The following is a 23,880-nucleotide window of genomic DNA, read 5'->3' as shown; positions in this document are numbered from 1 at the left end:
TTATTCAGGGCTCTTCATCATAATCTATATATCTATTTCTTTGCAGCTTTCACTACAAATGATACAATAAAAATTAACACGATTGCACCTAATAATGCTGGCACGACATGAATCCCACCAAATGATGGCCCAAAGGATCCAAATAATCTACCACCTAACGAAGCACCTAATAAACCTGCGATAATATTTCCGAACATACCACCTGGGAAATTTTTACCTGTTATAGAACTAGCAATTGCACCTATAATAGCACCAACTATTAATGTGATAATCCATCCCATTTTTAGTCCTCCATTTCTATTATAGTTTGTATGATTTAATACAAACATATGTATTTATCATTGCTAATCATATTTCACTATAGAAATATATTTACTACTATTTTACATATGGAGATACATATATTATATGCAAAAAAGAAAAATATTGTCAAACTCACCCATAAAGCAATTATATTCATATACCATATTTAAAGGAGGCTTCATTATCTATGATTCTTAAGTTAAATTCCACTTCTTTTGAAGTAGCAACATCCATTTTACAGGTTCAAATTCCAGCTTATAAAATTGAAGCAGACTACTTAAATAGTACTGCCATACCTCGTTTATATGATACTGTAAACGATATTCAAAATTGCGTTGAAACATTCTATGGATATTTTTCTGAAAATAAACTTGTCGGTTTTATTTCTTTTGTACAAGAAGAAAAACTAATCGATATCCATAGGCTAGTTGTATCGCCCGATTTTTTTCAAAAAGGAATCGCAACGAAACTCCTAATTTATATATTTAACATGTTTCCCTCTTCAATGACATACATTGTACAAACAGGTAAAGCGAATACCCCTGCTATTACTTTATATAAAAAACACGGATTCATTACAGTAGCAGATACAATACTTCCTGACGGTATGATTCTTACGCAATTAAAAAAGACAGAATACACAAAATAATTTGACTTATTCGCTCCTTTATGTTATTTTTTACTTTATAAAACCTTTTGCTGAGTCCAAATTTTGGAGCGGGGGAACCATTTTTGTAGCTATGCTACTTGGGGCGAATCTTTTTTAAGTAGGGAAACTCTCACTTCCCGAGTCCGACAGCTAACCTCGTAAGCGTAATGGGAGAGGAAGGTGCTTTTTGCCTATGTTACACATTTTGCCTCCTTAATTATAAATATGGGATCGATATCAAATAGTCACCTATATTTATAGAAAAGGAGAATGTATTATGTTACGTTTATCTGATCACGCAATAAAAATGATGGAGCAAAGACTACGAATTGAAAAACAACGCACATATCAAGCAAATAAAGTTGTAGATAACTTACATCACAAATACTTCTTTCAGCATATTTTTCAACCGAAAAGATAAAGAAAATTTTTATATTCTTTATAAAATTCTCACTACATTTAAACTTGCTGTAATCGCACCTGCTATAGTAGTCACATGCCCTACACCTAACGGGCCATTTTGTAATATTAATGTTGAATTGGCACTCGTCACATTCACAAGAAGTGTATTTGAAATGGCTGGTTCGATTACTACAGTTGATGTCGTTACGTTTTGTATAAAACTCCCTGTTAGTTGCGTTCCATTTAATAGTAATCTCACAGATACTGTCTCATTCCCACCATTTGCATCCCCTTGGAAATAGTAGCTTACTAAATATATTCCTGGCGTCGCTACTGTGACTGTCGTAGCACTAGTTAAAGATACACCAGTTCCATATACAGTGGATCCAGAATTAATTGGAATGTTAGTATTTGCTGCAATTGTACTTGTTGATGTAGAGAAGAAATAGCCACCACCTGTAGATATAGCAGATGATCCTGTCGCTCCAGTTAAGCCCGTTGGGCCAGTTGCACCTGTTGGGCCTGTTACTCCCGTTCCCCCTGTCGCTCCTGTTATTCCTTGTATGCCTTGGATTCCGGTCGGGCCAGTTGCACCAGTCAATCCCGTCTGGCCCGTTACTCCTGTTGGACCCGTTATCCCTTGTGGACCTTGGATTCCTTGTAGACCTTGGGGACCCGTTTCTCCCGTCGGTCCGGTTGCTCCCGTTGGACCTGTTATCCCTTGAGGACCTTGGATTCCTTGGATTCCTTGAGGACCGGTTACTCCCGCCTCACCGGTTGCTCCCGTTGGACCCGTTGCTACTTGTGGACCTTGGATTCCTTGTGGACCTTTGGGACCCGTTTCCCCCGTCGGGCCGGTTGCTCCTGTTGGACCTGTTGCCCCCGACTGGCCAGTTATTCCTTGTAGACCTTGTAGACCTTGTGGGCCGGTTGGACCGGTTGGGCCTTGAGGACCTTGCACGCCTTGTATCCCCTGAATTCCTTGGGGGCCGGTTGGACCAATTGGACCTTGAATTCCCTGAATTCCTTGAGGACCCGTTGCTCCCGACTGGCCGGTTGGGCCTTGTGGACCTTGCACACCTTGTATTCCTTGAGGACCGGTTGGGCCTATACTTCCTTGTGGTCCCTGAATACCTTGTATTCCTTGGGGACCGGTTGGACCTGTTATGCCACTCGGACCTTGTACGCCTTGCACGCCTTGTGGGCCGGTTGGGCCACTTGGACCTTGTATACCTTGTAGACCCTGTAAACCAGTTGGACCTGTCGCTCCTCTTACTCCTTGCTCACCTTGTATGCCTTGTATCCCTTGTGGGCCGGTTGGACCAATTGGCCCCTGTGCCCCTTGCACTCCTTGGGGTCCACTCGGACCGGTTGGGCCGAGTGGACCTTGGATTCCTTGTAGACCTTGCGGACCTGTCGGGCCGGTTACTCCTTGTATCCCTTGTGGACCTTGAATGCCTTGGTCACCCGTTGGACCCGTTGCTCCCATCGGCCCCTGTACTCCTTGCAAACCTGTTAAACCGGTTGCTCCTGTTGGACCCTGTATTCCTTGCACTCCTTGGATTCCAGTTGCTCCTGTTGCTCCTGTCGCCCCTGTTGCCCCTGACTACCTTGCGCTCCAACTGGTCCTATACTACCACTAGCACCTGTCACTCCACTTGTTCCAGTTGGTCCTTGCAAACCTTGAACTCCTTGTATACCTTGTATTCCTTGCGGACCCGTTGCACCTGTATTGCCTGTCGTTCCCGTTATTCCTTGTATTCCCGTAATCCCTTGAACACCTTGCACACCTTGTGGGCCAGTTGCCCCGGTTGCTCCAGTAGCCCCAGTTTCACCCGTTGCACCTGTAATTCCAACATTTCCTTGTGGACCTTGGGGCCCTTGATTACCTTGCGCTCCTTGGACTCCTTGAGGTCCTGTTATACCAATTTCCCCTGTATTTCCTTGGGGGCCTCTAATTCCTTGTGCTCCTGTTGGACCGATAATTCCTTGCACACCTTGTATTCCTTGCACTCCTTGAGAACCTTGGGCACCTTGTGTACCTGTCAATCCGGTAGTTCCTTGTATTCCTTGAACCCCTTGAGGACCTTGTGTTCCAGCTGCTCCTGTCTCCCCTTGAATTCCTTGAACTCCTTGTATACCTTGTGCTCCTGCAGGACCGGTTGCTCCTCGGATTCCTTGTGCACCTTGAGTTCCTTCCGCTCCTGTAACACCAACTGGACCGGATACGCCTTGTATTCCCACCATTCCTTGTGCACCCGTTGGACCTATTACACCTTGAATACCTTGAATACCTTTAGGACCTTCTGCACCTGTTGGACCAATTACTCCCAGCGGACCTTGTATTCCCTGAGAACCTTCTGCACCTGTTGGACCTGTTATACCTTGGTTACCTTGAGGACCTTGTGCCCCTTGTACTCCAACTGCTCCAACTACACCTTGGGAACCTTGCGCTCCCCTTACACCTTGATGACCTGTTGGACCTGTTATACCTTGCACTCCTTGCGCTCCAATTGATCCTATCCCTCCGCTTACACCTGTTGAACCAGTCGCTCCCGTTGGACCTGGTGGACCTCCTGGTGGACCTGGTGGACCTGATGGACCAGTCACTCCACTAGATGGACCAATTGGACCGGTTGTTCCCGTCGGACCGCCCGGTGGTCCTTCTAAGCCTTGAATACCAATACTACCCGTCGCTCCCGTTATACCTCTTATTCCTTTTATCCCTTGAAAGCCTGTTGCTCCCGTTATACCTTGTATTCCTTGCACACCTTGTGGGCCTTGTAAACCTATTGCACCTGTTATCCCCTTTATTCCACTTATCCCTTGAGCACCTTGTATTCCAGTAGAACCAGTTGGACCCACTTCACCTTGTATTCCTTGAGCTCCTTGTGGCCCTTCCTCTCCAGTAATTCCTTGTATCCCTCGGAGGCCGTCTTCTCCTTGTATACCAATAGCCCCTTGCTCTCCTTGTATTCCTTGAACACCTTGAGGACCTTGCGGACCAGTTACACCCGAGACTCCAGTTATGCCTCTCTCTCCCTGCATTCCTTGTGCTCCCGTTTGTCCTCGCTCACCTATTTCCCCTTGTATTCCTTGTGTGCCTTGTATACCTTGACTACCAGCAGGACCCGTAGCTCCTTGTATTCCTTCTAATCCTTGTACTCCAATATCACCAATTGGACCTTGGTTTCCGATTAATCCTTGAGCACCTTGAAGACCAGTTGGGCCAGTTATACCTTGCTCTCCTGTATCACCAATAGCTCCTTGTATTCCTTGTGCTCCTGTTGTCCCTCGAGGACCTTGTATCCCCCTGATACCTTGAGGACCTTGGGGCCCAGTTGCTCCCGTTGGTCCAGTCACCCCTGTAGGACCAACAGGACCTTCATGCCCTCCAGTTGGACCGATTGGACCACTATTACCTGTTGGGCCAGTTGCTCCTATAAGTGGAAGAGGCAGTGCCACTCCGAATTTCCTGCAATTTCTATGATGATGCACAACAATCCCCCTTCCCAAAAGTAATTACACCTTTTATATGAAATGCATTTTTATAAAAAAAGTACACCTCTGACCTTATTTTTTTAAAAATAAAGCAGCCTATCATTTCATCTATTTGAAACGATAGGCTGCTTTTTATAAAACACTTTACTTTCTCGCCTTAATAATAAAAGTAGTTGGCACCATCCTAGCTTTATATAAAGAATAGTATTTCGTAGACGGCTCAGCTAGTTCTTCATCAAGTGAGCTCAATGGTTCAGGTTCTTCTATTAATAAAAAGATTCGACCATCATATGTGACAGTCGAATCTTTTTATTGTTCATATTCAAGATGATTATGCCTTTTACAACCAAACAAATAGCACCCACCTATAAAATCCGTTTCAAATTCTAACCCTGGAACATATCCAGATTTAATACGTTCTATCATTGTTTTATAATCATTATTCGCTTCTGTATATTCCTCAATTAACTCTTTCTTATCTTTCTCTGTCCAGTTGTCTTCTACTTCTTCATTCTCGACATCTTTTATTTCTGCTGTTTTCGCTTCGATAGATTCCCGTATAACTTCATTTATACGGGAGAAATTATTCGTTTTATATAGAGCATACACAAATCTACTAATCCAATTAGGACTTTTCCAGCATTCTTTGTATCCCTTTTCGAACCATTCAATTGCTTCTTTATAGCAATTCAACTCAACATATAAATCTGCTACATTAATTTCCCCTAAAAAATTATCAGATTCCCTGTTAAAAGTATCTAACTTATCTTTTGCTTCTGTCGTTCGTTCTAAATCAATTAAACATTTTACATAGCTATACATGATATAGTCCGAATCCCCTGCAACTCGCAAGAAAAATTCTGAAGCTTTTTCCAGCTCTCCAAGGTTATAATGCGCTACAGCTACATTATGATATGCTTCATCTGATGGTTGAATCGAAATAGACTTTTGTAATGCTTCTTTCGCTTCTGTCCATTTTTCTTGTTTCATGTAAATGTCCCCTAAGATGTTATAAGGAAAGTATGAAGAAGGATTCAACTTAACAACTTCTCTTATTAATTCAAGAGCTTTATCATCATTCTCTTCCTCATAAAAGTACATCCAAGCCAGATTATTGAGAGATTGTACGTCTCTAGATTCATGTACTGCTTGTTGAAACAGTTCCATTGCTTCCTCATATTTATTTTGTTCAAACATTTCAATTGCCTTCTCATTAATGTTCAAATAACTACCTCCGAAGTAAATGAATTCATCTATTCCCTATCATTATTGTAAAATGTAAAAATTGTAATTTCTATAAAAAAATTTCTTTCTCTCGTCTACATTTCGAGTGAAATAGAAGCTAAAACACACGAATTTACAACAATAAGTAAATTTTTCAGTCTCTCTTACATTGGATATACAGCCTTTTTTAATTTACATATTATGGTACAATAAAAAGAGTACTAGCTAAACATTTACGCTCCACACTAGCAATCTAACAATGCCAAAATCAAAAATCACATAGAATCGAAGGGGATGTTATGAAAAGGAAATTACTTGTTCTTCTATTCACCGGAATCATACTATCAGGATGTTCAACTATAGCAGAAAATTCTTTAGAAACTGGAAACGGCAGTATGGCACTATTAACACCAACGATTACAACAAAAGATAATGAGTTAGAAATTAAGACTGAGGGAATTGATGAAAATAAAGTAACTTTTATTTATGTTGCTAATAAAAAAGTGTTAGAACAAAAGCTAAAGAATGGTGAATCCTACAAGCTTAACATTAAAGATATCGAACACGCTCATCGGACAGACTACAAACCAAAAGTTCAACTTTTGCAAACGAAAGATGATAATGATGATGGAGAAATAGTAACCTTCAAACAAGTTAGATATACAGTTAAAAACTAATTTTAAAGTTGTTTCATTATAAATGTAACGAACGAAAATATACTTTTAACAGTAGATAAATGTAAGGGGTGCTATCATGAAAAGACGATGGATTTCTTGGTGGATTGGTAACATATTTTGGATTATCGTTTTTGGAATATGGGCAGCTATCATTTGGCTACGAGATGTTGATGGTGCTGGTGTTATTCAAACACCTGAAATTAAATCAATATCACTTATCGTTTTATTAATTGCGTTTATCATACCGGTATTTTTTCAAATTATATGGCTAATCATTAATTTGAGAATGAGTAAAAAAAATAATTATACGATTTAGTTTTTTGAATTAATAGATGAATATTTTTCATAGAAAAAGGAGGAATCTACATCAAAATAGATTCCTCCCTTTTACATTTGGACTTATACTGCGCTTTTAATGCAGCACTACTCCTCTTTTTTACGATGCATGTTCATCTTTCTTTTTCATTAACGCTCTTTTCTTCATCGCCTTCGTTAAATATCCACCCTTAAACGAGCGAATTTCATACGAAGACATAAACGCTTTCGGTGCAATTTCATTAATGATTTCTAAAAGCTCTTTCTCTCTAGAACGCTTTGCGACGATATCTAAGCGATAACGTATAGAATTAATACCTTCGCCTTCAAATACTGTAACACCAAATCCAGAGTGGCGTAATTCATCTACTAATTCATTACAACGGTCTAGTAAACTAACTTGATACGTAATATAACCAATTGCTAATTTATTCTCTATATAACCGCCTAATAACAGCCCCGCACTAAAGCCAATGACATAGGCAACGATGTTCATCCAATTTGATAAATCTTGAAACACAATACCTAAACTGACAATGTAAATAGCTCCTTCTAACAATCCAACACCAGCAGCGGATCTTGTTTGATTCTTTACAAGCAAAATCGTACGGATTGTTAAAATTGGAACGTAAATAATTTGAAGCACAAAAATAAGTAGCGCTTGTAACATTGGTATCCACCTCTTTCAAAAAGTCTTTTGTCATAATAACATACATAACCTTTAGAAATCGATGGGTTTTTTAAAATTTTTTTATTATTTTTCATACTATTGAAAAACGAAAAAAAGAAGCGTATTATATTTGTCGTTAATTTGATTACTTGTATATTATCGCTAAACTAAAAAAGGAACCCGATTAGGTCCCTTTCATCATAGCTCTATATTTTTCGAAGCATGTTCCCTTTGCTTCTCTTCTTCTTTCACTAATTGTATATTTGCATAAGCTAAATTTGCAATCATTAAAAAGTGACCACCTAAAATACCTGTACCGAATGCCCACATTTCCATTTCATGCTCAATTTCATACATGATGATAGCTCCTAAAATAGCAGCTGCAAATCGGTTTAAAACTCCTAATCCAGGAGCCTTTTCCTTCATTACGATACTTTTCCCGAGTTTCTCCACTCTGCGAGCTAATAACCAAAGACAATAGGCGCTTACTGCTAATCCAATACCGAACCCTGTCACTTGTTTTCCAAACGGAGTAATCGTCCACATAAGTAGTAAACCACTAAAGATCACATACAATTGTAATCGATATACACGTAAGGCTTCTTGAATCAAAATATCCGCTCCTAAGTTCTCATTTTTTGTACTTTAGAAGAAAAGCAGCAACTTACACAGTTGCTGCTTTCTCTTCTTCTTGTTCTTGTTCTTGTTCCATCTTACGAATTTCAACACGTTTAATTTGGTAAGCGTCTTTTTCTAACACTTTAAATTCATAACCTTCTGCCTCAACATGTTGTCCTTCTTCGATTTCATGATTTTGCATCATAATCCATCCACCGATTGTATCCACATCATCTTCTTCGATGTGTAATCCAAATAAATCTTTCACTTCTGAGATAAGCACTTTTCCATCAACAATAATATGTTGCTCGTTCACATGTTGAATTGGCGGTGCTTCATCTTCATCATATTCGTCACGAATTTCGCCGACGATTTCCTCCAAGATATCTTCAAGCGTTACAATTCCGGCTGTTCCTCCGTACTCATCATATAAAACAGCCATTGGAATTCGCTTCTTCTGCATTTGAAGTAATAAATCGTGAATTGGAGTCGTTTCCATCACTTCAATAATCGGACGCATATACGAGCGAATAGATGATAAATCTTTTTGATCCTCGGTCATATATCGAATAAAGAAATCTTTTACGTTGACCATACCGATAATATCATCTTTATCTTCTCCAAAAATCGGATAACGTGTGTATCGCTCATTTTGGATCACTTTCATGTGTTCTTCTACTGAATCTTCCAGGTAGAAACCAACGATTTCTGTTCGCGGTACCATAATCTCTTTTGCAATACGGTTATCAAATTCAAAAATGTTATTTACATACTTGTATTCAGCTTGATTAATTTCGCCACTTTCATAGCTATCTGAAAGGATAAGGCGTAATTCTTCTTCTGTATGAGCTACTTCATGTTCTGAAGCTGGCTTTAAACCGAATAAACCAGTTATCACACGAGCTGAACCGTTCAATACCCAAATAAATGGATACATTACTTTATAGAACATCATTAATGGACCTGCCAATAATAACGTTACCCTTTCAGCCTTTTGAATTGCCATCGTTTTCGGAGCTAATTCCCCTACTACAACGTGTAAATACGTCATAATCATAAAAGCAAGACCAAATGTTAATACTGATGAAATAGAAGGATTTAAGTTCCATTTCTCAAATAACGGGTGTAATAACTTTTCAATTGTCGGTTCACCTAACCAACCTAATCCCATAGCTGTAACTGTAATACCTAATTGACAAGCAGATAAATATTCATCTAAATTTGTTGTTACCTTTTTCGCTGCTAAAGCACCGCGTTTTCCTTCCGCAACAAGCTGATCGATACGGCTTGAACGTATCTTTACAATCGCAAACTCTGCTGCTACGAAAAATCCAGTAAATGCGATTAAAATCGCAACCATGACTAAATTAAATATTTCCAATGAATCCCCTTAGTTAAAAAACTAAGGTGTCCACCTCCTGTATACTATAATGTTTTCTTATTTGTTTGTTAGAAAACATAGCCCGATACAAAAATTAAAGAGGTCGGATTTCACTTATTCTATAATAATAGAGCAAGTGTCTGTATTAAAGCTGTCGTTTGACCAGATAAAGATTTCGATATTTTTTCACGTTGTGAATCAGTCAATCCATCTAAAAGCGGCTTTAACTCAGTAAGCTCCACTTCTAATTGATGAATATGGTCTGTCACTTCATTCACTTGTTTCGAAACGTGTTCATTGATACCGAGCAGCTTCTTCTTCTCCTCGATTTTCTCTTTAATCTCACAAAGCGGCATATGCATTTCTTTGCACTTCTCAATAAATTGTAATGTCTCAAATGCTGTTTCGTCGTAATAGCGATAATTAGATTGAGATCGCTCCGCTTTTAAGATACCTAGATTCGTATAATAATCAATCGTTCGTTTCGACACGTGAGCCATGAGAGCCAACTGTCCGATTCGATACACCTTCCCAACGATCTTCCCCCCTTGTTTATATTACTTACATCATACAACACATAAACTGTACAGTCAAACGTGACGGTTTATTATTCACAATTTATACAAAATTCCAATCTCCTCCTATGATGATTCAATACGAGTAATCTACACTTATACAATAAAATTACTAAACTACTACCTAATCACTACATTGTCTGCCACTTTTAACCTTTCTTATTTAAAAGCATATCCTACTAATAATGATTGCTTGTATAGGAGGGAATTAATATGAAAAAGACAATCATTTCTCATTTTTATAATGAAGAATACCTACTTCCATGGTGGCTTATGCATCACACGAAAATATTCGATCACGGCATTTTAATTAATAGAGGGTCTACAGATCGTTCCGTAGAGATTTGTAAACTATTAGCACCCCACTGGGAAGTACGAAATTCAAGATTTCTTGAGTTTGATCCAACTAATACTGATATTGAAGTGATGGAAATTGAAAGAGAAGTTTCAGGTTGGAAAATCGTTTTAAATACTACTGAATTCTTTTGTTGTAATAATACTGAAGAATTTTTTTCATCTCTTCATACACTAGGCCAAAACATGTATGCGATTAGAATGATTTTAATGATAGATAATCATAATTATAATTATTCAAAGCCTAGATATTCTATCCCTTTAGTAGAACAGCGATACCACGGTGTCTTCCCTTATAACCCAAGTCTCGGATGTGCTTGGAGATTTATTCACAATCATCTAGACGGTGCATATTTACCTGGTAGACATCATTCGCGGCACGGATATATAATTTATGACTATCCTTCATTTATTTTAAAATTCTATTTTAGCCCTTGGAATGAACAATCAAAGGCAAGAAAATTACAAATTACACCTACCCTTTCAAAAAGGGGTATTCAAATGGGGCTTCAAACACATTACGGTCAATCTCCTGAAGTACTGGACATACGTTTTTTAGAGCTTAGTAACCTAACACAAGACCTCCGTCATAACCCCGAATATCAAGAATTATTCCCAAAATTCAAACCGTAATATTTTCTGCATCGTCATCACCTCAAACATTTTCATTCGCTTAATCAAAAACAATCTCATTTGCATAAAACATGAATACTGTATAAATAATAAATTTTTATTTTAGGAGGAAAAAATGAAAGCTGTTATTCTTGCTGGTGGGTACGGTACAAGAATTGGGGAAGAAACACATTTAAAACCGAAACCTATGATTGAAATTGGAACAAAGCCCATTCTATGGCACATTATGAGTTTGTATAGTCATTACGGGATTACTGAGTTTATTATTTGCTTAGGCTATAAAGGATATGCAATTAAAGAGTTCTTTCTAAATTACAACTTACACATGTCTGATTTCACAATACAGTTAAGCGATAATACAATTACTAGCCATTCTCATCGTGTAGAACCATGGAAAGTTACACTAATCGATACTGGTGTAAATACCGAAACGGGTGGCCGAGTGAAAAAGATTCAAAATTATGTCGGAGACGAACCTTTCTGCCTCACTTATGGTGATGGATTAAGTAATGTAAATATAAAAGAACTTATTACATTCCATAAAAAACATGGGCAAATGGCTACTGTTACTGCCGTACAACCTCCTGGTAGATTTGGTTCTCTCATATTAGATAAACAGTCTGTAACATCTTTTCAAGAAAAACCATTAGGTGATGGCGGATGGGTTAACGGTGGATTTTTCGTTTTAAATCCTGAAGTTTTCAATTACATTAGTGGAGATAAGTCTGTTTTTGAAACAGACACTTTAGTTCAGTTAGTAAACAAAAATGAATTGGCCGCATATCAACATTCTGGTTTTTGGCATCCGATGGATACATTGCCCGATAAAAATAAATTAGTCGAGCTATGGGAAAATAATAACGCTCCGTGGAAGGTTTGGTAATATGGCTTCATCATCTTTTTGGAATAAGAAAAAAGTATTTATTACGGGACATACTGGATTTAAAGGCTCCTGGCTCACCCTTTTCTTAAGTTCTTTAGGTGCAGAAGTAGTAGGCTTTTCTTCTCATCCCCCATCCATTCCTAACATTTTTGAACAGGGTAACGTAGCAAAAGAGTGCACGACAATGAAAGGCGATATTACAGATTACCATTCTTTATTTCATGCCATGAAGCAGCATAAACCTGACATAATATTTCATTTAGCAGCTCAGCCAATCGTAACCGCTTCATACAAAAATCCTATCGATACATTCAAAACGAATGTTTTAGGTACTGTCCACGTGCTAGAAGCAGCAAAGTCCTTCGAAAGCGTACGTGCCATTATTAATGTGACAAGCGATAAATGTTATGAGAATGACGGTAGTGGCGACGGAGCGTTCGTGGAAAATGACCGACTAGGAGGTTTCGACCCTTATAGCGCTAGTAAAGCTTGCGCTGAAATAGTGGCAACATCCTATCAAAAATCATTCTTCCGCACTAATACCCAGAAACTCGCCTCAGTCAGAGCTGGTAACGTCATCGGCGGTGGTGATTGGGCAGAAGATCGATTATTCCCTGATATCATTCGGGCATATTTGCACAAGCATACTTTGTGTATTCGAAACAAATATGCCGTCCGTCCGTGGCAACATGTTTTAGATCCTCTACATGGCTATATCCTTTTAGCTGAGAAACTTTGGAATGATGCTAAATATGCAGAAGCGTGGAATTTCGGCCCAATGAATGAACCTAACAGAACCGTTCATGATGTCATTGAATCTGTAATAAAATTATGGAATAACCCACTAACAATCATTTCCTCCTCTACAAATACTCCTTATGAATCACCTGTTTTAACACTCGATAGTACAAAAGCAGTAAACAAACTCGGCTGGACTCCTAAGTTATCAACAGATGATGCTATCGCTTGGACTGTTGATTGGTACAAAAAATATGCATCTGGTGAAAATATAGAATCTTTCACACGACAACAAATCGATGCATTCAAAAATTTATAAGGGGGCTATAAAATGGAGCAGAAAAAATGCCGTTTTTGCCACTCATTACTAACCAACACTTTTTTAGATTTGGGCGTTTCCCCTCTTGCTAATTCATTTGTAGCTCCTGAAAGCTCATATAAAATGGAACCTTTTTATCCGCTGCACACATTTGTTTGTAACTCTTGTTTACTCGTACAGCTAGATGAATTTGAATCCCCACAAAATATTTTTCATAACTATTTATACTTCAGCTCTTACTCCTCAAGTTGGCTACTACACGCTAAACAATATGTAGAAATGGCGATTAAGCGTTTCAACTTAACGAAACATTCAAAAGTGATTGAAATTGCAAGTAACGATGGGTACTTATTACAATACTTTCAAAAAGAAAATATCGATGCGTTGGGAATTGAACCAGCAAAAAACGTAGCAGACATCGCTATCAAAAAAGGAATTCCTACTCATGTGAATTTTTTCAGTAATGACTTAGCAAAAAAATTACCACAAGCTGATTTAATCGTCGCAAATAACGTATTAGCACACGTTCCAAACTTGCATGATTTTGTCTCTGGTTTAAAAACCTTATTAAAACGTGATGGAACGATAACAATTGAATTCCCGCACTTATTAAACCTCATATCATCTAATCAGTTCGATACTATCTATCATGAGCACTTCTCCTATTTCTCACTTATAAGCCTTCAAAAAATTTTAGCTCATCATCATTTACAAATTGTTGATGTAGAAGAACTTTCAACGCATGGTGGTTCCTTACGGATTTTTGTAAACCATCTAAGTGCCCAATCAACTATCCATTCCAATGTTACAAAATTAATTCAAAAAGAAGTCGACCAAGGGTTAGATACTTTAGATTGCTATCTCCTTTTTTCTAAACGCATCGAACAATTGAAAATAAATATTTTAAAGTTTTTTATTGAAGCGAAAACTTTAAACAAACAAATTATCGGTTACGGTGCTCCAGCTAAAGGAAACACCCTTTTGAATTATTGCGGGATAGGTAAAGAGTTTCTAGCTTATACAGTAGATAAAAATCCTCACAAACAAAATCTCCTTTTACCAGGAACTCGTATTCCAATAAAATCTCCAGCAGAAATTAAACGTACAAAACCGGATTACATTTTCATACTTCCTTGGAATTTGAAAGACGAAATTATGAAAGAATGCTCTTTCATTCGTGAATGGGGCGGTAAATTTTTAGTGACGGTTCCAGAAGTTGAGGTGATCGAGCCATGAAGAAAGTTGTTGTAACAGGTGGTAGTGGCTGGATAGGTAAATATGTTGTACATTCACTTATACAAAAGGGATATGAAGTGCACGCCACGTATAATAAAAATAAACCCTCTCACCTCCCTTGCCATTGGCATAAAGTAAACTTGCTTCGCGATAACGAAGTAAAACAATTCATTTCCGACGTTCAGCCTAGCCATCTCATTCACCTTGCTTGGGAAGCAGTGCCACCAGCATGCTATGTATCTATTAATAATTACTATTGGCTAAAGTCTAGTATTTCATTGATTCAACACTTCACAACATGCGGCGGAAAGCGTGTTGTCGTTGCAGGTACTGGCGCAGAATATGAATGGTTTAACGGCGTATTATTTGAAGATTCGCCGCTTCTTTCTTATAAAACCCCGTATTCATTATGTAAAAACGCACTGCACTCCTGGTTAGAAACGTATGCACAACAAACAGGCCTCAGCATGTGTTGGGGCCGCATTTTTCATATGTATGGACCTTACGAACAAGGTAATCGGCTCGTTTCTAACATTATCACTTCCTTATTAAAAAATGAGGAAGCACTATGTACACATGGAAAACAATCGAGAGATTTCCTCCATGTGAGTGACGTCGCTGACGCTCTCGTAACAATATTAGAACATGGCGTTACAGGCACCATCAATATCGCTTCAGGTCAATCTGTACAAATTAAAGAACTAGCTTCTATCATCGCTAAAAAAATAGGAAAAGAACATTTAATTAAACTAGACGCGATTCCTTTCTCTAAGGATGAACCTTTATTTGTCGGCGTTAGTGTAGAACGTTTAAAAACTGAAGTAAACTGGAAACCAACATACGATTTAAATACAGGAATAGAAGAAACAATTTTATGGTGGAAATCATTTATACAAAAACATAACGATATGCATCACTAAAACGTAAATCCTTCGTTCCTCTCGCTAATTCCTTATACCATACTTCTAATCTTTCCAGCGTAATAATATGGTGCGTCCCCATTCCCCCATGCTTACTAGCTTCAGAAAGAGTTGGACCAATTTGTAACTTTCTCTTTCTCATCGCATCGTTCCACGGACTAAACCCAAACCATAATATACAGGCAAGAGGTGGATAAATCATCGATTCATGCGCAGATAAATGTCTTCCAACCGTATAACTTCCATGCTCATGATTATGAATAAATCTACCTCTTCTCCATAACGGCCAATCTTCTGGTAAATAACCATGAAATCGCTGTTTCATTAAAGGTATTCCAAAGTTAAGGTCCGGATAGTTGTAGTTAGGATCATCAACCATAATAAGCCCGTCCAGCCAATACATCCTCCCCCCCAATTCATTTAGCGATTTCCAAAACTGATTTTTATCTTGCATGCAAAGAAACTCAGTCGTATTTAAAACCATTTTCCATCCTTGTACTTCTTGTTCTATCCTCATCACTTCATGATCTGTCGCATATGCATCAAACTCTGGATTTACAGAATCTCGCACTTCCCAATGCGGTGCGAATTTTTTACAAATCTCAACGGAACGATCTGTTGAACCTTTATTAATTAAAATACCATGATCAAACAGTTTCGTGTGATGCATAAGCCACCATGGTAGCAAATACTCTTCGTTATAAAAATGAGAAATAACGGTTGTAGTTATTACAATCTCCTCCTCTTTCTCTATTAATCTACTTTTTATCCTACAACCAATATACTCATAAGCAAAAATATGTTTCCTAATTATTGATCAAATATTATTATTAATATTTTTGTAAGTTTTCCTTTGGTACCCAGCCCTTCTCACCATCTCTTCCTTCGCACCAAACCCATCCATTCAATTCTTCTAATCCGATCAATCTTTCTCCAATACTCACATTTAATTCTTTCGCAGTATATTGTTTTATAATAATTCCTGTTCTATTCATATCTTTTCTTATAATTTGCTCCGGAACCCCTCCTTTCCGGTTATACTTCTCTTCGTGACAAAACATCCAGTTTTCCGGACCAGCGTAACTCTCTATCATTTTCACTACATCCCCCTCTTCTAAGCGAATTGGATTAGGATAATTGCTAACATGTGATTTTATAACGATATATTTCATAACAACCTCCAATAATCAGAAAATTAAGTTATAATATCATTATAACTTAAAGAGGAGGAATGCACGCATGTACTACAACACTTCATTCGAAAACGATCAACCTGTAGGCCGTCTATAAACTAAGACGGGCAATCATATAACACATACACTACGCCTCGTCTTAGGGAACTCATAATACCCTAAAAATAGACGGAGGTACTTTACATGAAACAAACAATTTTAGGAGCTATATACTTATCACTAGCAGCAAGTATATGGGGCGGTATGTATGTTGTTAGCAAATACGTACTCGATTTTATCCCACCACTAACACTCCTTTGGCTACGCTTTATTATCGCTTTTGTTGTTTTATATGGCATTTTGAAACTAGCTGAGAAAAAGCAAAAGAAAAAAGTAACCATTCGCAAAAAAGATTGGCTCCTATTCGCTTGGATTGGATTTATCGGCTATTTCATTTCGATCACATGCCAATTTATCGGAACAAAATTATCCGACGCTCATACAGGCTCGTTAGTTACATCAGCTACACCTGCATTTATGGTTATATTTGCAGCGCTCATTTTGAAAGAAAAACTAACTGCTCGTAGACTTTTATCTACTATAATAGCGACAATCGGTGTCATTATCGTAATCGGATGGGATATTGAAATTGGCTCCTATTTTATCGGAACAATCATTTTAGTTGGAGCCGCTATTACGTGGGCTTTACTATCTATTTATGTAAAAATCGCTTCAATCCAATTTTCATCCTTAGTTATTACAACGTACGCAATTTTCTTTTCACTCTTTTTTATTACACCTTTTATGATATGGGAGCTACAAGCGGCCTCTATCGGAACAGTAAATACGTACGTAATATTAGGCGTATTATACTTAGGAATCGTCTCAACAGCAGGTGCCTTTTTCCTTTGGAATAAAGGATTAGAATTACTGGATGCAAGCATAGGTTCCTTATTTTTCTTCTTCCAACCTATCGTTGGATCGTTACTTGGTTGGTTGCTCTTAAATGAAACATTAAATAGTAACTTTTTTATTGGTGGTATTCTTATTATATGTAGCGTTTTAATTACTACTTTTGAAAAGAAATAAAAAGCAGGCAGAGATTCTTAGTCTCTGCCTGTTCGCATTATTGGATCTTGGTCGTGAAAACCAATACAAATCGGTATATTATTTTGCACTTCACTACGTACACTTATAAAACTACACAGCGTTTTAGCAATTAAATATAAAGTGATACCGATTGCTTTTTCACTTGTGTCAAAGCCATTTTCATTATACATATCCGCTAATTCTACAGACTCCGGTCCCTCAACATCATATGTCCATTCAGAAGCCCAATCATCATCCTCTTCTTCAAGTGGAGCATACTCCTCACAAATATAAAACTGACTAGTCCACTCGTTATCAAGGTCATACTCAAAATAAATCGCTTTTGCTTCTTCATTAGTAGCCATTTCTACAGCTGCATCCAAACCTACTCGAATACTTACCTTATATGACTCTACATCAATTACTTTAATTCGTTCTGCATATTCTGTAGATGCCAACATGCAACAAATATCATAATACTTCGCTTCTATTTGCTCTACTGCTAACGAAAAGACATCCTCTTGCATCTCTTCTAAATACTGAAATATATCCACACTAAATACTCCTCACTCTTTACGCACTCCAATGCGATGGACGAGACAATAATTTCGGTAATTTCGTATGTTTGTCCCCTCTAGCAGCATTAACTTGAACTTGCGTCAGAAAAATACTATTAGTAAAATCAGCCCCGCGAATATCTGCATCTCGCAAATCTGCTCCGATGAGATCTGCTCCTCTTAAATCTGCACCATTTAAGTTAGCCGCAATTAAGTAAGCTCCTCTTAAATTTGCACCTTGTAAATTTTTCTTTTTCAGATTCGCTCCCATAAGGTCTGCTCCGCGGTGAATGATTCGTTTCTTACGCGCAGTATTCATTTCCTTCCATACTAATTCGCTCGTTTCTAAAAGAAGAATGTTCACCTCTGCCCTATGCATTGGAACATTTATTTTCATTAACTCATCTGGATTTAAATTCGAAAGTCGCTCTGTCTCCTCAATTGCGGTCTCCAGCTCTTTATGAATTGGCTGTGTTGCCTTTAAAAGAATCGCTTCATTCAAATACCAAAGCATTTCATGAAGTTGATGCATAACCGGAAAAGCATCGTACATTTTTCTTGCATGCTTTGCATCTTTCCTCCAATCAATCCCTTTAAACGTACCCTGAGAAATCTTCTGCCCAGCACCGAAACATTCAAATACTGTACAACCTTTATAACCTTTTCCTCTAAGATTTTTATGTATACTACATTTAAAATCTGATTGTAAGTTGGAACATGGTTTACCACCATCTTTATTCACTGCAAAATCTACCGATGCTGCAAACGGTAATGCAACGCAACATAGACCGAAGCATGTTTCGCAGTTTGCTTTTAAATGATCGTTATGATTAGTCAAAATCTATACCCCCTGTTGTCTTTTGACTATTTCATAATATTCCAACTGTAATAAATAATCAATTTTAAAATAAACTAGCATCTTTCATTTCAATTCATAACTTTATCATTCGATTTCCTTTCAATTGAAAAGGACTATTTCTATTTAATGAATTATAATTAAATTATAAATTTTCAAACTAAAAAGAGACTTATTATGGCACTAGAAATGAAAACAAACTGTCAAATTTGCGATCAATCACTCGAGCAAGATTCTGAAGCTTACATTTGCGTATACGAATGTACATTTTGCGCACCATGTACAGAAGAAAGGCAAAACGTTTGTCCAAATTGCGGCGGTGAGTTAGTACGTAGACCGAAAAAGAAACAATAAAAAGCAAAGCGATATCGCTTTGCTTTTTATTGTTTTCTGAGTATATGAAATTATATCGGACACAACTTAAACATTTAAAAACTTCACACAAACAGGCTCTGGCACAGCAACATCAGATTGTAAAAGTGTTAACTTTCCTGTAGATTCATCTCTTGAAAATAGCACAAGATTATGTGACTTTTCATTTGTAGCAACAAGAAACTTTTCAGTAGGATCTAATACAAAGTCCCTCGGCCAATTTCCTTCTGTAGATGTATGTTCCACAAATGTAAGCTGGCCTGAGTTTTGATCCACACTGAAAACAGCAATACTATTATGACCACGATTACCTGCATATACAAAGCGGCCGTCAGAAGAAATATGGATAGCACTGCCTTGACTATTTTCATCAAATTGTTCTGGAAGAGTAGAAATATACTGTAATTCTGTAAAGGATCCTTCTTCCGAGTTATATGTTAGCGCAATAACCTCTGAACTAAGCTCCGTCATTACATAAGCGTATTTTCCATTTGGATGAAAAGCAATGTGTCTTGGTCCACTTCCCGGATTCACAGACAGGCTATTCACGTCTATTAATGTACTATCTTTTATTTCATACGTAATTAATTTATCTATCCCTAAATCAACACCTATCACATATTTTTCATCAGGAGTATATCCCGCGTAATGTGCATGTGGTTTTTCTTGTCTTTCTTTATTCGGACCTGAACCTTCATGTGCCATAATAGATGCAGCAGGATTTACAGTTCCATTTTCTTCATTTACTTTAAAAGACTCAATCGTTCCTTTATGGTAATTTGCTGTAACTACTGTATGATTTCCACTATCAACACTAATATGACAAGGAGAAGCCCCTTCTACTACTTGTCTATTTTTCGCTTTTAGTTCTCCAGTATGACTATCAATGGAATAAGCAGCTACACCGCCAGATTCGCCTTCCTTAACAACTGAATAGAGATATTCATTATTTCGGTTAATCGTTACATATGTAGGGTTATCCAGCTTAGCGGCAAGTGTTACATTACTAATTTTTTTTGCTTCTGTGTCTAAAGTAAACTTATATATTCCTTCGCTATTTTCTTTCGTGTAAGTTCCAACATATCCAATAAACTCTTTGTTATCCTTCATTTTCATAACCCTCTCTCCCTATATTTTTCATTCATCATACTTCTTAAAATATTTTATGTTGAAAGAGTATCCTAAAAAATCGGAGTACCTCTTTATACGTTACCATATTTTCTTGGTAAATAGCTTTTAAACCCACTTTTTTTGGTACGCTGCTATACTTTCATATTCTTCTTCCAATTGACGGGACAGACGAATATAGATTGGCGTTAAATCTTTATATTTTTCCACACTTTCCATGTTTGGCTCATGATGAAAATCTGCACCTACCATTTCAGAAACTACGGATAATGTATCTATTTCACCTAAACTATATAAACCGAGGATTGCAGCTCCTAAGCAAGAGCTTTCGAAACTTTCCGGAACATATACGTCTTGATGGAAGATGTCCGCCATCATCTGTCTCCAAAGTTCCGACCTTGCAAAGCCGCCTGTCGCTTGAATTTTTTTCGGTTCGCCAATTAACTCTTTTAAAGCGAGAAGAACCGTATATAAATTATAAATTACGCCTTCTAAAACAGCACGGATAAGATGTTCTTTCTTATGATGCAATCCGAGTCCAAAGAAAGATCCTCGTGCATTTGCATTCCATAAAGGAGCTCTTTCCCCTGCTAAATACGGGTGAAACAATAAACCGTCAGATCCAGGATTCACTTTTGCTGCTATTTCAGTAAGTACTTCATATGGATCTTTCCCTAAACGCTTCGCAAGTTCAATCTCTGAAGTACCCAATTGGTCACGAGCCCATCTGAAAATCATACCGCCGTTATTCACTGGTCCACCGATTACCCAATGGTCTTCAGTTAACGCATAACAAAAGATTCTCCCTTTTGGATCTGTTACAGGACGATTTGTTACAGCACGAATCGCACCGCTTGTACCAATTGTAACAGCCACAACGCCAGGATCTATTGCATTTACACCTAAATTAGATAGTACTCCATCACTCGCTCCTACTACAAAAGGCGTAGAAACAAGTACATTCATCTCTTTGGCAAGCTCTTCATCTAATCCTGTTAAACTGTGCGTTGTTGGAACAAGCTTTGAAAGCTTTTCATCTGTAATTCCCGCAACATGTAAAGCCTCTTCATCCCATTTTAAAGATTTTAAATTAAACATCCCTGTTGCTGACGCTATAGAATAATCAATTACATACTCTTTATATAACTTGTAAAAAACATATTCTTTAATAGAAATGAATTTATAACTTTTTGCGAATAACTCTGCCTGCTCATTCTGTAGCCAAACTAATTTCGAAAGTGGTGACATCGGATGAATTGGTGTCCCAGTACGAAGGTAAATTTCATGACCATTCATATCATTCTTTATTTTCTCCGCCCAGCTTGCACTTCTATTATCTGCCCAAGTGATACATCTCGTTAACGGCTCTCCCTTTTCATCTACAGCAATGATACTATGCATTGCCGAACTAAAAGAGACACAAAGAATATCACTTGGCTGTACACTACTTGATCGTACAGTTTCTTTAATCGTATTTATTACTGCACGAAAAATTTCTTCTGGGTCTTGTTCCGCTGTTTCAGGCGTAGGAGAATATAAAGGATATTCAATTCCATGACTAGCAATAACAGATCCATCAGTAGAAAATAGAACTGATTTTGTACTAGTTGTCCCAATGTCTACACCAATCATATATTTTGAGCTCACCATTTCTTCCTCCTAACAAAAAATTGTTACAGTATCCCACCATAAAAATACATTCCTTTTATCTATTGATAACGTTGTATGCCACAATTATCTAAATAGAAACATCTTTATCTTAAACAAACATATCGAGTAGTAAAACTCCTCCAAAAGCGATAAATGAAAGTAACGTTTCTAATACCGTCCATGTTTTAAATGTTTCTTTCACTGTTAACCCTAGGTATTCTTTTACCATCCAAAAACCAGCATCGTTTACGTGTGAAAACATAAGTGCTCCTGCACCTGTTGCAATAACGAGTAACTCTAAGTTCACACCTGTCGTATTTTCAACGATTGGAGAAACGATACCCGCTGCTGTTGTTAAAGCGACTGTCGCTGACCCTGTCGCAATTCGAATTAATCCAGCAACCATAAATGCTAATACAATTGGAGATAGAGCTAAATGTTCAGACATTTGAGCAATAGCATTGCCTACACCACTATCGATAAGAATTTGCTTAAATCCCCCGCCAGCACCAATAATCGCAACAATTGAACCGATTGGTAATAAGCTATCTTCTGTTATCTTCTTAATAGCTTTTTTATCGATACCTTGACGAAATCCAAGAAAATAGAACGCCGCAAAACATGCAATCAATAGTGCAATTATAGGACTACCGATTAATGTGACAATCTTCATCAAAGTAGTAGAAAGAGGCACATAAGGAGCTGCTGCAGCTAAAACCATTAACATAACAGGTAACAATATAACTAAAAATGAAACTCCTATTCCTGGTAATTTCGTTGATTTTGTATTTACACGAATCAATTCTGGCTCATTTTCAGGAATTACACGTTTGTGAATCCATTTAGCGAATATAGGACCTGCGATAATCGCTGCAAAAAATGTAATAATGAGTGAATACATTAGTACCTTCCCAAGATTCGCTTTATAAATACCAATTGCAACGATTGCCCCTGGATGTGGAGGAACAAGGCCGTGTACGACAGATAGCCCAGCAATTGCTGGTAACGCTATCAATAAAATATTTTGTTTCGTAGTTTTATGAATTGAAATTACTAACGGCAGTAATATTAAAATACCTACTTCAAAAAACACCGGAATTCCAATAATAAAACCTGCAATTAACATAGCCCACGGTAAGTTTTTTATCCCAAAGGATTTAATAAAGAACTCTGCCACTTGCATTCCAGCACCTGACTCTTCCATAATTTTCCCTAAAATTGTACCTAATACTAAAATGCCTACTAAATGTCCTAGAACACTTCCGACTCCCGTTTCATAAGCACTCACTATTTTATCCATTGGCATTCCAGACATAATTGCTAAAAACAAACTTGCAATCGTTAAACTAATAAACGCATGCCATCTCCACCAAGATACCCCTAAAATAACAATTACAATTGATAATAATGTAATCATTAAAAGGTACATATTCATACTCAATCCCCCTTTATGTAAACCCTTTCATAATTGCTATATAATTAAAAGAACCTATATAGTTCTTACTTGAGTAAAAGATACCTTTACATATTGCTATACACTTAAAAGCATCTTCACATCATAATGATTTATATAAAAAGAATCTCCCTTATTAGAGATACACTATAACTCATCTCTCTAATAAGGGGATTTCTCTTTAATAATTATAATGTTATTGTGA

At 37.5% G+C, this 23,880-nt stretch carries 24 protein-coding genes, 3 pseudogenes and 1 riboswitch; of the genes and pseudogenes, 11 read left to right on the top strand and 16 right to left on the bottom strand.

Annotation, left to right across the window (positions count from 1 at the left end; translation table 11 throughout):
• Positions 1–32: 32 nt before the first annotated feature.
• Positions 33–281: a GlsB/YeaQ/YmgE family stress response membrane protein gene (locus ACQRBL_RS15730; RefSeq protein WP_000539730.1), complete on the bottom strand. Its 249-nt coding sequence runs from the start codon at positions 279–281 to the stop codon at positions 33–35.
• A gap of 209 nt (positions 282–490) precedes the next feature.
• On the opposite strand from ACQRBL_RS15730, the gene ACQRBL_RS15725 reads away from it, so the two are divergent.
• Together ACQRBL_RS15725 and ACQRBL_RS15720 are read left to right on the top strand one after the other, a co-directional pair.
• Positions 491–952: a GNAT family N-acetyltransferase gene (locus ACQRBL_RS15725; protein WP_023522535.1), complete on the top strand. Its 462-nt coding sequence runs from the start codon at positions 491–493 to the stop codon at positions 950–952.
• Between the two features lie 38 nt (positions 953–990).
• Positions 991–1,133: riboswitch (cyclic di-AMP (ydaO/yuaA leader) on the top strand.
• Between the two features lie 96 nt (positions 1,134–1,229).
• Positions 1,230–1,373: a hypothetical protein gene (locus tag ACQRBL_RS15720; RefSeq protein WP_000945243.1), complete on the top strand. Its 144-nt coding sequence runs from the start codon at positions 1,230–1,232 to the stop codon at positions 1,371–1,373.
• 18 nt (positions 1,374–1,391) lie between these two features.
• On the opposite strand, the pseudogene ACQRBL_RS15715 reads toward ACQRBL_RS15720, so the two are convergent.
• The 4 genes and pseudogenes from ACQRBL_RS15715 to ACQRBL_RS15700 all read right to left on the bottom strand — a co-directional run.
• Positions 1,392–2,804 (bottom strand): annotated as a pseudogene (locus ACQRBL_RS15715) (collagen-like protein); the annotation flags it as partial.
• Between the two features lie 57 nt (positions 2,805–2,861).
• Positions 2,862–4,852: pseudogene (locus ACQRBL_RS15710) on the bottom strand (collagen-like protein); the annotation flags it as partial.
• Positions 4,853–4,999: 147 nt separating this feature from the next.
• Positions 5,000–5,122 (bottom strand): annotated as a pseudogene (locus ACQRBL_RS15705) (class I SAM-dependent methyltransferase); the annotation flags it as partial.
• A 42-nt stretch (positions 5,123–5,164) separates the two neighbouring features.
• Entirely contained in the window at positions 5,165–6,079 is a 915-nt protein-coding gene (locus ACQRBL_RS15700) for a tetratricopeptide repeat protein (protein ID WP_023522539.1), read from the bottom strand.
• Positions 6,080–6,378: 299 nt separating this feature from the next.
• Between ACQRBL_RS15700 and ACQRBL_RS15695 the strand changes: the two genes are divergently transcribed.
• A complete protein-coding gene (locus ACQRBL_RS15695; RefSeq protein ID WP_023522540.1) occupies positions 6,379–6,756 on the top strand; it encodes a hypothetical protein in 378 nt (125 codons plus the stop codon).
• 76 nt (positions 6,757–6,832) lie between these two features.
• Positions 6,833–7,072, top strand: coding sequence for a DUF3923 family protein (locus ACQRBL_RS15690; protein ID WP_023522541.1), 240 nt, complete (start codon positions 6,833–6,835; stop codon positions 7,070–7,072).
• A 120-nt stretch (positions 7,073–7,192) separates the two neighbouring features.
• On the opposite strand, the gene ACQRBL_RS15685 is transcribed toward ACQRBL_RS15690, so the two are convergent.
• From ACQRBL_RS15685 to ACQRBL_RS15670, 4 genes are all read right to left on the bottom strand, one after another.
• A complete protein-coding gene (locus ACQRBL_RS15685) occupies positions 7,193–7,741 on the bottom strand; it encodes a DUF2179 domain-containing protein (RefSeq protein ID WP_000938438.1) in 549 nt (182 codons plus the stop codon).
• A 198-nt stretch (positions 7,742–7,939) separates the two neighbouring features.
• Entirely contained in the window at positions 7,940–8,353 is a 414-nt protein-coding gene (locus ACQRBL_RS15680) for an ATP synthase subunit I (RefSeq protein WP_023522542.1), read from the bottom strand.
• 52 nt (positions 8,354–8,405) lie between these two features.
• Entirely contained in the window at positions 8,406–9,740 is a 1,335-nt protein-coding gene (locus ACQRBL_RS15675) for a hemolysin family protein (protein WP_000402260.1), read from the bottom strand.
• Positions 9,741–9,859: 119 nt separating this feature from the next.
• Complete coding sequence (locus tag ACQRBL_RS15670) at positions 9,860–10,267, bottom strand: MerR family transcriptional regulator (RefSeq protein WP_000285635.1); 408 nt, start codon at positions 10,265–10,267, stop codon at positions 9,860–9,862.
• Positions 10,268–10,528: 261 nt separating this feature from the next.
• On the opposite strand from ACQRBL_RS15670, the gene ACQRBL_RS15665 reads away from it, so the two are divergent.
• The 5 genes from ACQRBL_RS15665 to ACQRBL_RS15645 all read left to right on the top strand — a co-directional run bounded on the left by ACQRBL_RS15665 (position 10,529) and on the right by ACQRBL_RS15645 (position 15,398).
• Positions 10,529–11,302: a glycosyltransferase family 2 protein gene (locus ACQRBL_RS15665; RefSeq protein ID WP_065484533.1), complete on the top strand. Its 774-nt coding sequence runs from the start codon at positions 10,529–10,531 to the stop codon at positions 11,300–11,302.
• Positions 11,303–11,417: 115 nt separating this feature from the next.
• Positions 11,418–12,185: a glucose-1-phosphate cytidylyltransferase gene (gene rfbF / locus ACQRBL_RS15660; protein ID WP_411995904.1), complete on the top strand. Its 768-nt coding sequence runs from the start codon at positions 11,418–11,420 to the stop codon at positions 12,183–12,185.
• A gap of 1 nt (position 12,186) precedes the next feature.
• Entirely contained in the window at positions 12,187–13,242 is a 1,056-nt protein-coding gene (rfbG, locus tag ACQRBL_RS15655) for a CDP-glucose 4,6-dehydratase (RefSeq protein ID WP_411995903.1), read from the top strand.
• A gap of 12 nt (positions 13,243–13,254) precedes the next feature.
• Positions 13,255–14,478 carry a class I SAM-dependent methyltransferase gene (locus tag ACQRBL_RS15650; protein ID WP_071731197.1) on the top strand — a complete coding sequence of 408 codons (1,224 nt, stop codon included), beginning with the start codon at positions 13,255–13,257 and terminating at the stop codon, positions 14,476–14,478.
• On the top strand, positions 14,475–15,398 hold the full coding sequence (locus tag ACQRBL_RS15645) for an NAD-dependent epimerase/dehydratase family protein (RefSeq protein ID WP_140157130.1): 924 nt from the start codon (positions 14,475–14,477) through the stop codon (positions 15,396–15,398). Before ACQRBL_RS15650 ends, ACQRBL_RS15645 begins: the two co-directional genes overlap by 4 nt.
• Here the strand turns inward: ACQRBL_RS15645 and ACQRBL_RS15640 are convergent.
• Complete coding sequence (locus tag ACQRBL_RS15640) at positions 15,367–16,167, bottom strand: glycosyltransferase family 2 protein (RefSeq protein WP_098563774.1); 801 nt, start codon at positions 16,165–16,167, stop codon at positions 15,367–15,369. The genes ACQRBL_RS15645 and ACQRBL_RS15640 overlap by 32 nt on opposite strands.
• Before the next feature lie 61 nt (positions 16,168–16,228).
• Positions 16,229–16,570: an SH3 domain-containing protein gene (locus tag ACQRBL_RS15635; RefSeq protein WP_411995902.1), complete on the bottom strand. Its 342-nt coding sequence runs from the start codon at positions 16,568–16,570 to the stop codon at positions 16,229–16,231.
• A gap of 204 nt (positions 16,571–16,774) precedes the next feature.
• On the opposite strand from ACQRBL_RS15635, the gene ACQRBL_RS15630 reads away from it, so the two are divergent.
• Complete coding sequence (locus ACQRBL_RS15630; RefSeq protein ID WP_411995901.1) at positions 16,775–17,659, top strand: DMT family transporter; 885 nt, start codon at positions 16,775–16,777, stop codon at positions 17,657–17,659.
• A gap of 17 nt (positions 17,660–17,676) precedes the next feature.
• Here the strand turns inward: ACQRBL_RS15630 and ACQRBL_RS15625 are convergent, their stop codons facing one another.
• Positions 17,677–18,213: a hypothetical protein gene (locus tag ACQRBL_RS15625; RefSeq protein ID WP_000350943.1), complete on the bottom strand. Its 537-nt coding sequence runs from the start codon at positions 18,211–18,213 to the stop codon at positions 17,677–17,679.
• A gap of 19 nt (positions 18,214–18,232) precedes the next feature.
• Positions 18,233–19,054, bottom strand: a complete 822-nt coding sequence (locus tag ACQRBL_RS15620; protein ID WP_000181453.1) for a pentapeptide repeat-containing protein — start codon at positions 19,052–19,054, stop codon at positions 18,233–18,235.
• A 195-nt stretch (positions 19,055–19,249) separates the two neighbouring features.
• Here ACQRBL_RS15620 and ACQRBL_RS15615 point away from each other — a divergent pair, with 195 nt between their 5' ends.
• Positions 19,250–19,426 carry a DUF1272 domain-containing protein gene (locus tag ACQRBL_RS15615; RefSeq protein WP_001162791.1) on the top strand — a complete coding sequence of 59 codons (177 nt, stop codon included), beginning with the start codon at positions 19,250–19,252 and terminating at the stop codon, positions 19,424–19,426.
• A gap of 66 nt (positions 19,427–19,492) precedes the next feature.
• Here ACQRBL_RS15615 and ACQRBL_RS15610 read toward each other — a convergent pair whose 3' ends face one another.
• The 3 genes from ACQRBL_RS15610 to gntP form a co-directional block, all read right to left on the bottom strand.
• Entirely contained in the window at positions 19,493–20,560 is a 1,068-nt protein-coding gene (locus tag ACQRBL_RS15610; RefSeq protein WP_411995900.1) for a lactonase family protein, read from the bottom strand.
• A 120-nt stretch (positions 20,561–20,680) separates the two neighbouring features.
• Positions 20,681–22,222, bottom strand: a complete 1,542-nt coding sequence (gene gntK / locus ACQRBL_RS15605) for a gluconokinase (protein WP_000254953.1) — start codon at positions 22,220–22,222, stop codon at positions 20,681–20,683.
• Between the two features lie 109 nt (positions 22,223–22,331).
• Positions 22,332–23,657, bottom strand: coding sequence for a gluconate permease GntP (gntP, locus tag ACQRBL_RS15600; protein ID WP_411995899.1), 1,326 nt, complete (start codon positions 23,655–23,657; stop codon positions 22,332–22,334).
• Positions 23,658–23,880 lie beyond the last annotated feature (223 nt).

Origin of the sequence: Bacillus sp. AF62 (assembly GCF_050312695.1) — a bacterium.
Lineage (GTDB): Bacteria > Bacillota > Bacilli > Bacillales > Bacillaceae_G > Bacillus_A > Bacillus_A cereus.
Note: the sequence above shows the minus strand (reverse complement) of the source record. Positions and strands in the feature narration are given on the sequence as shown.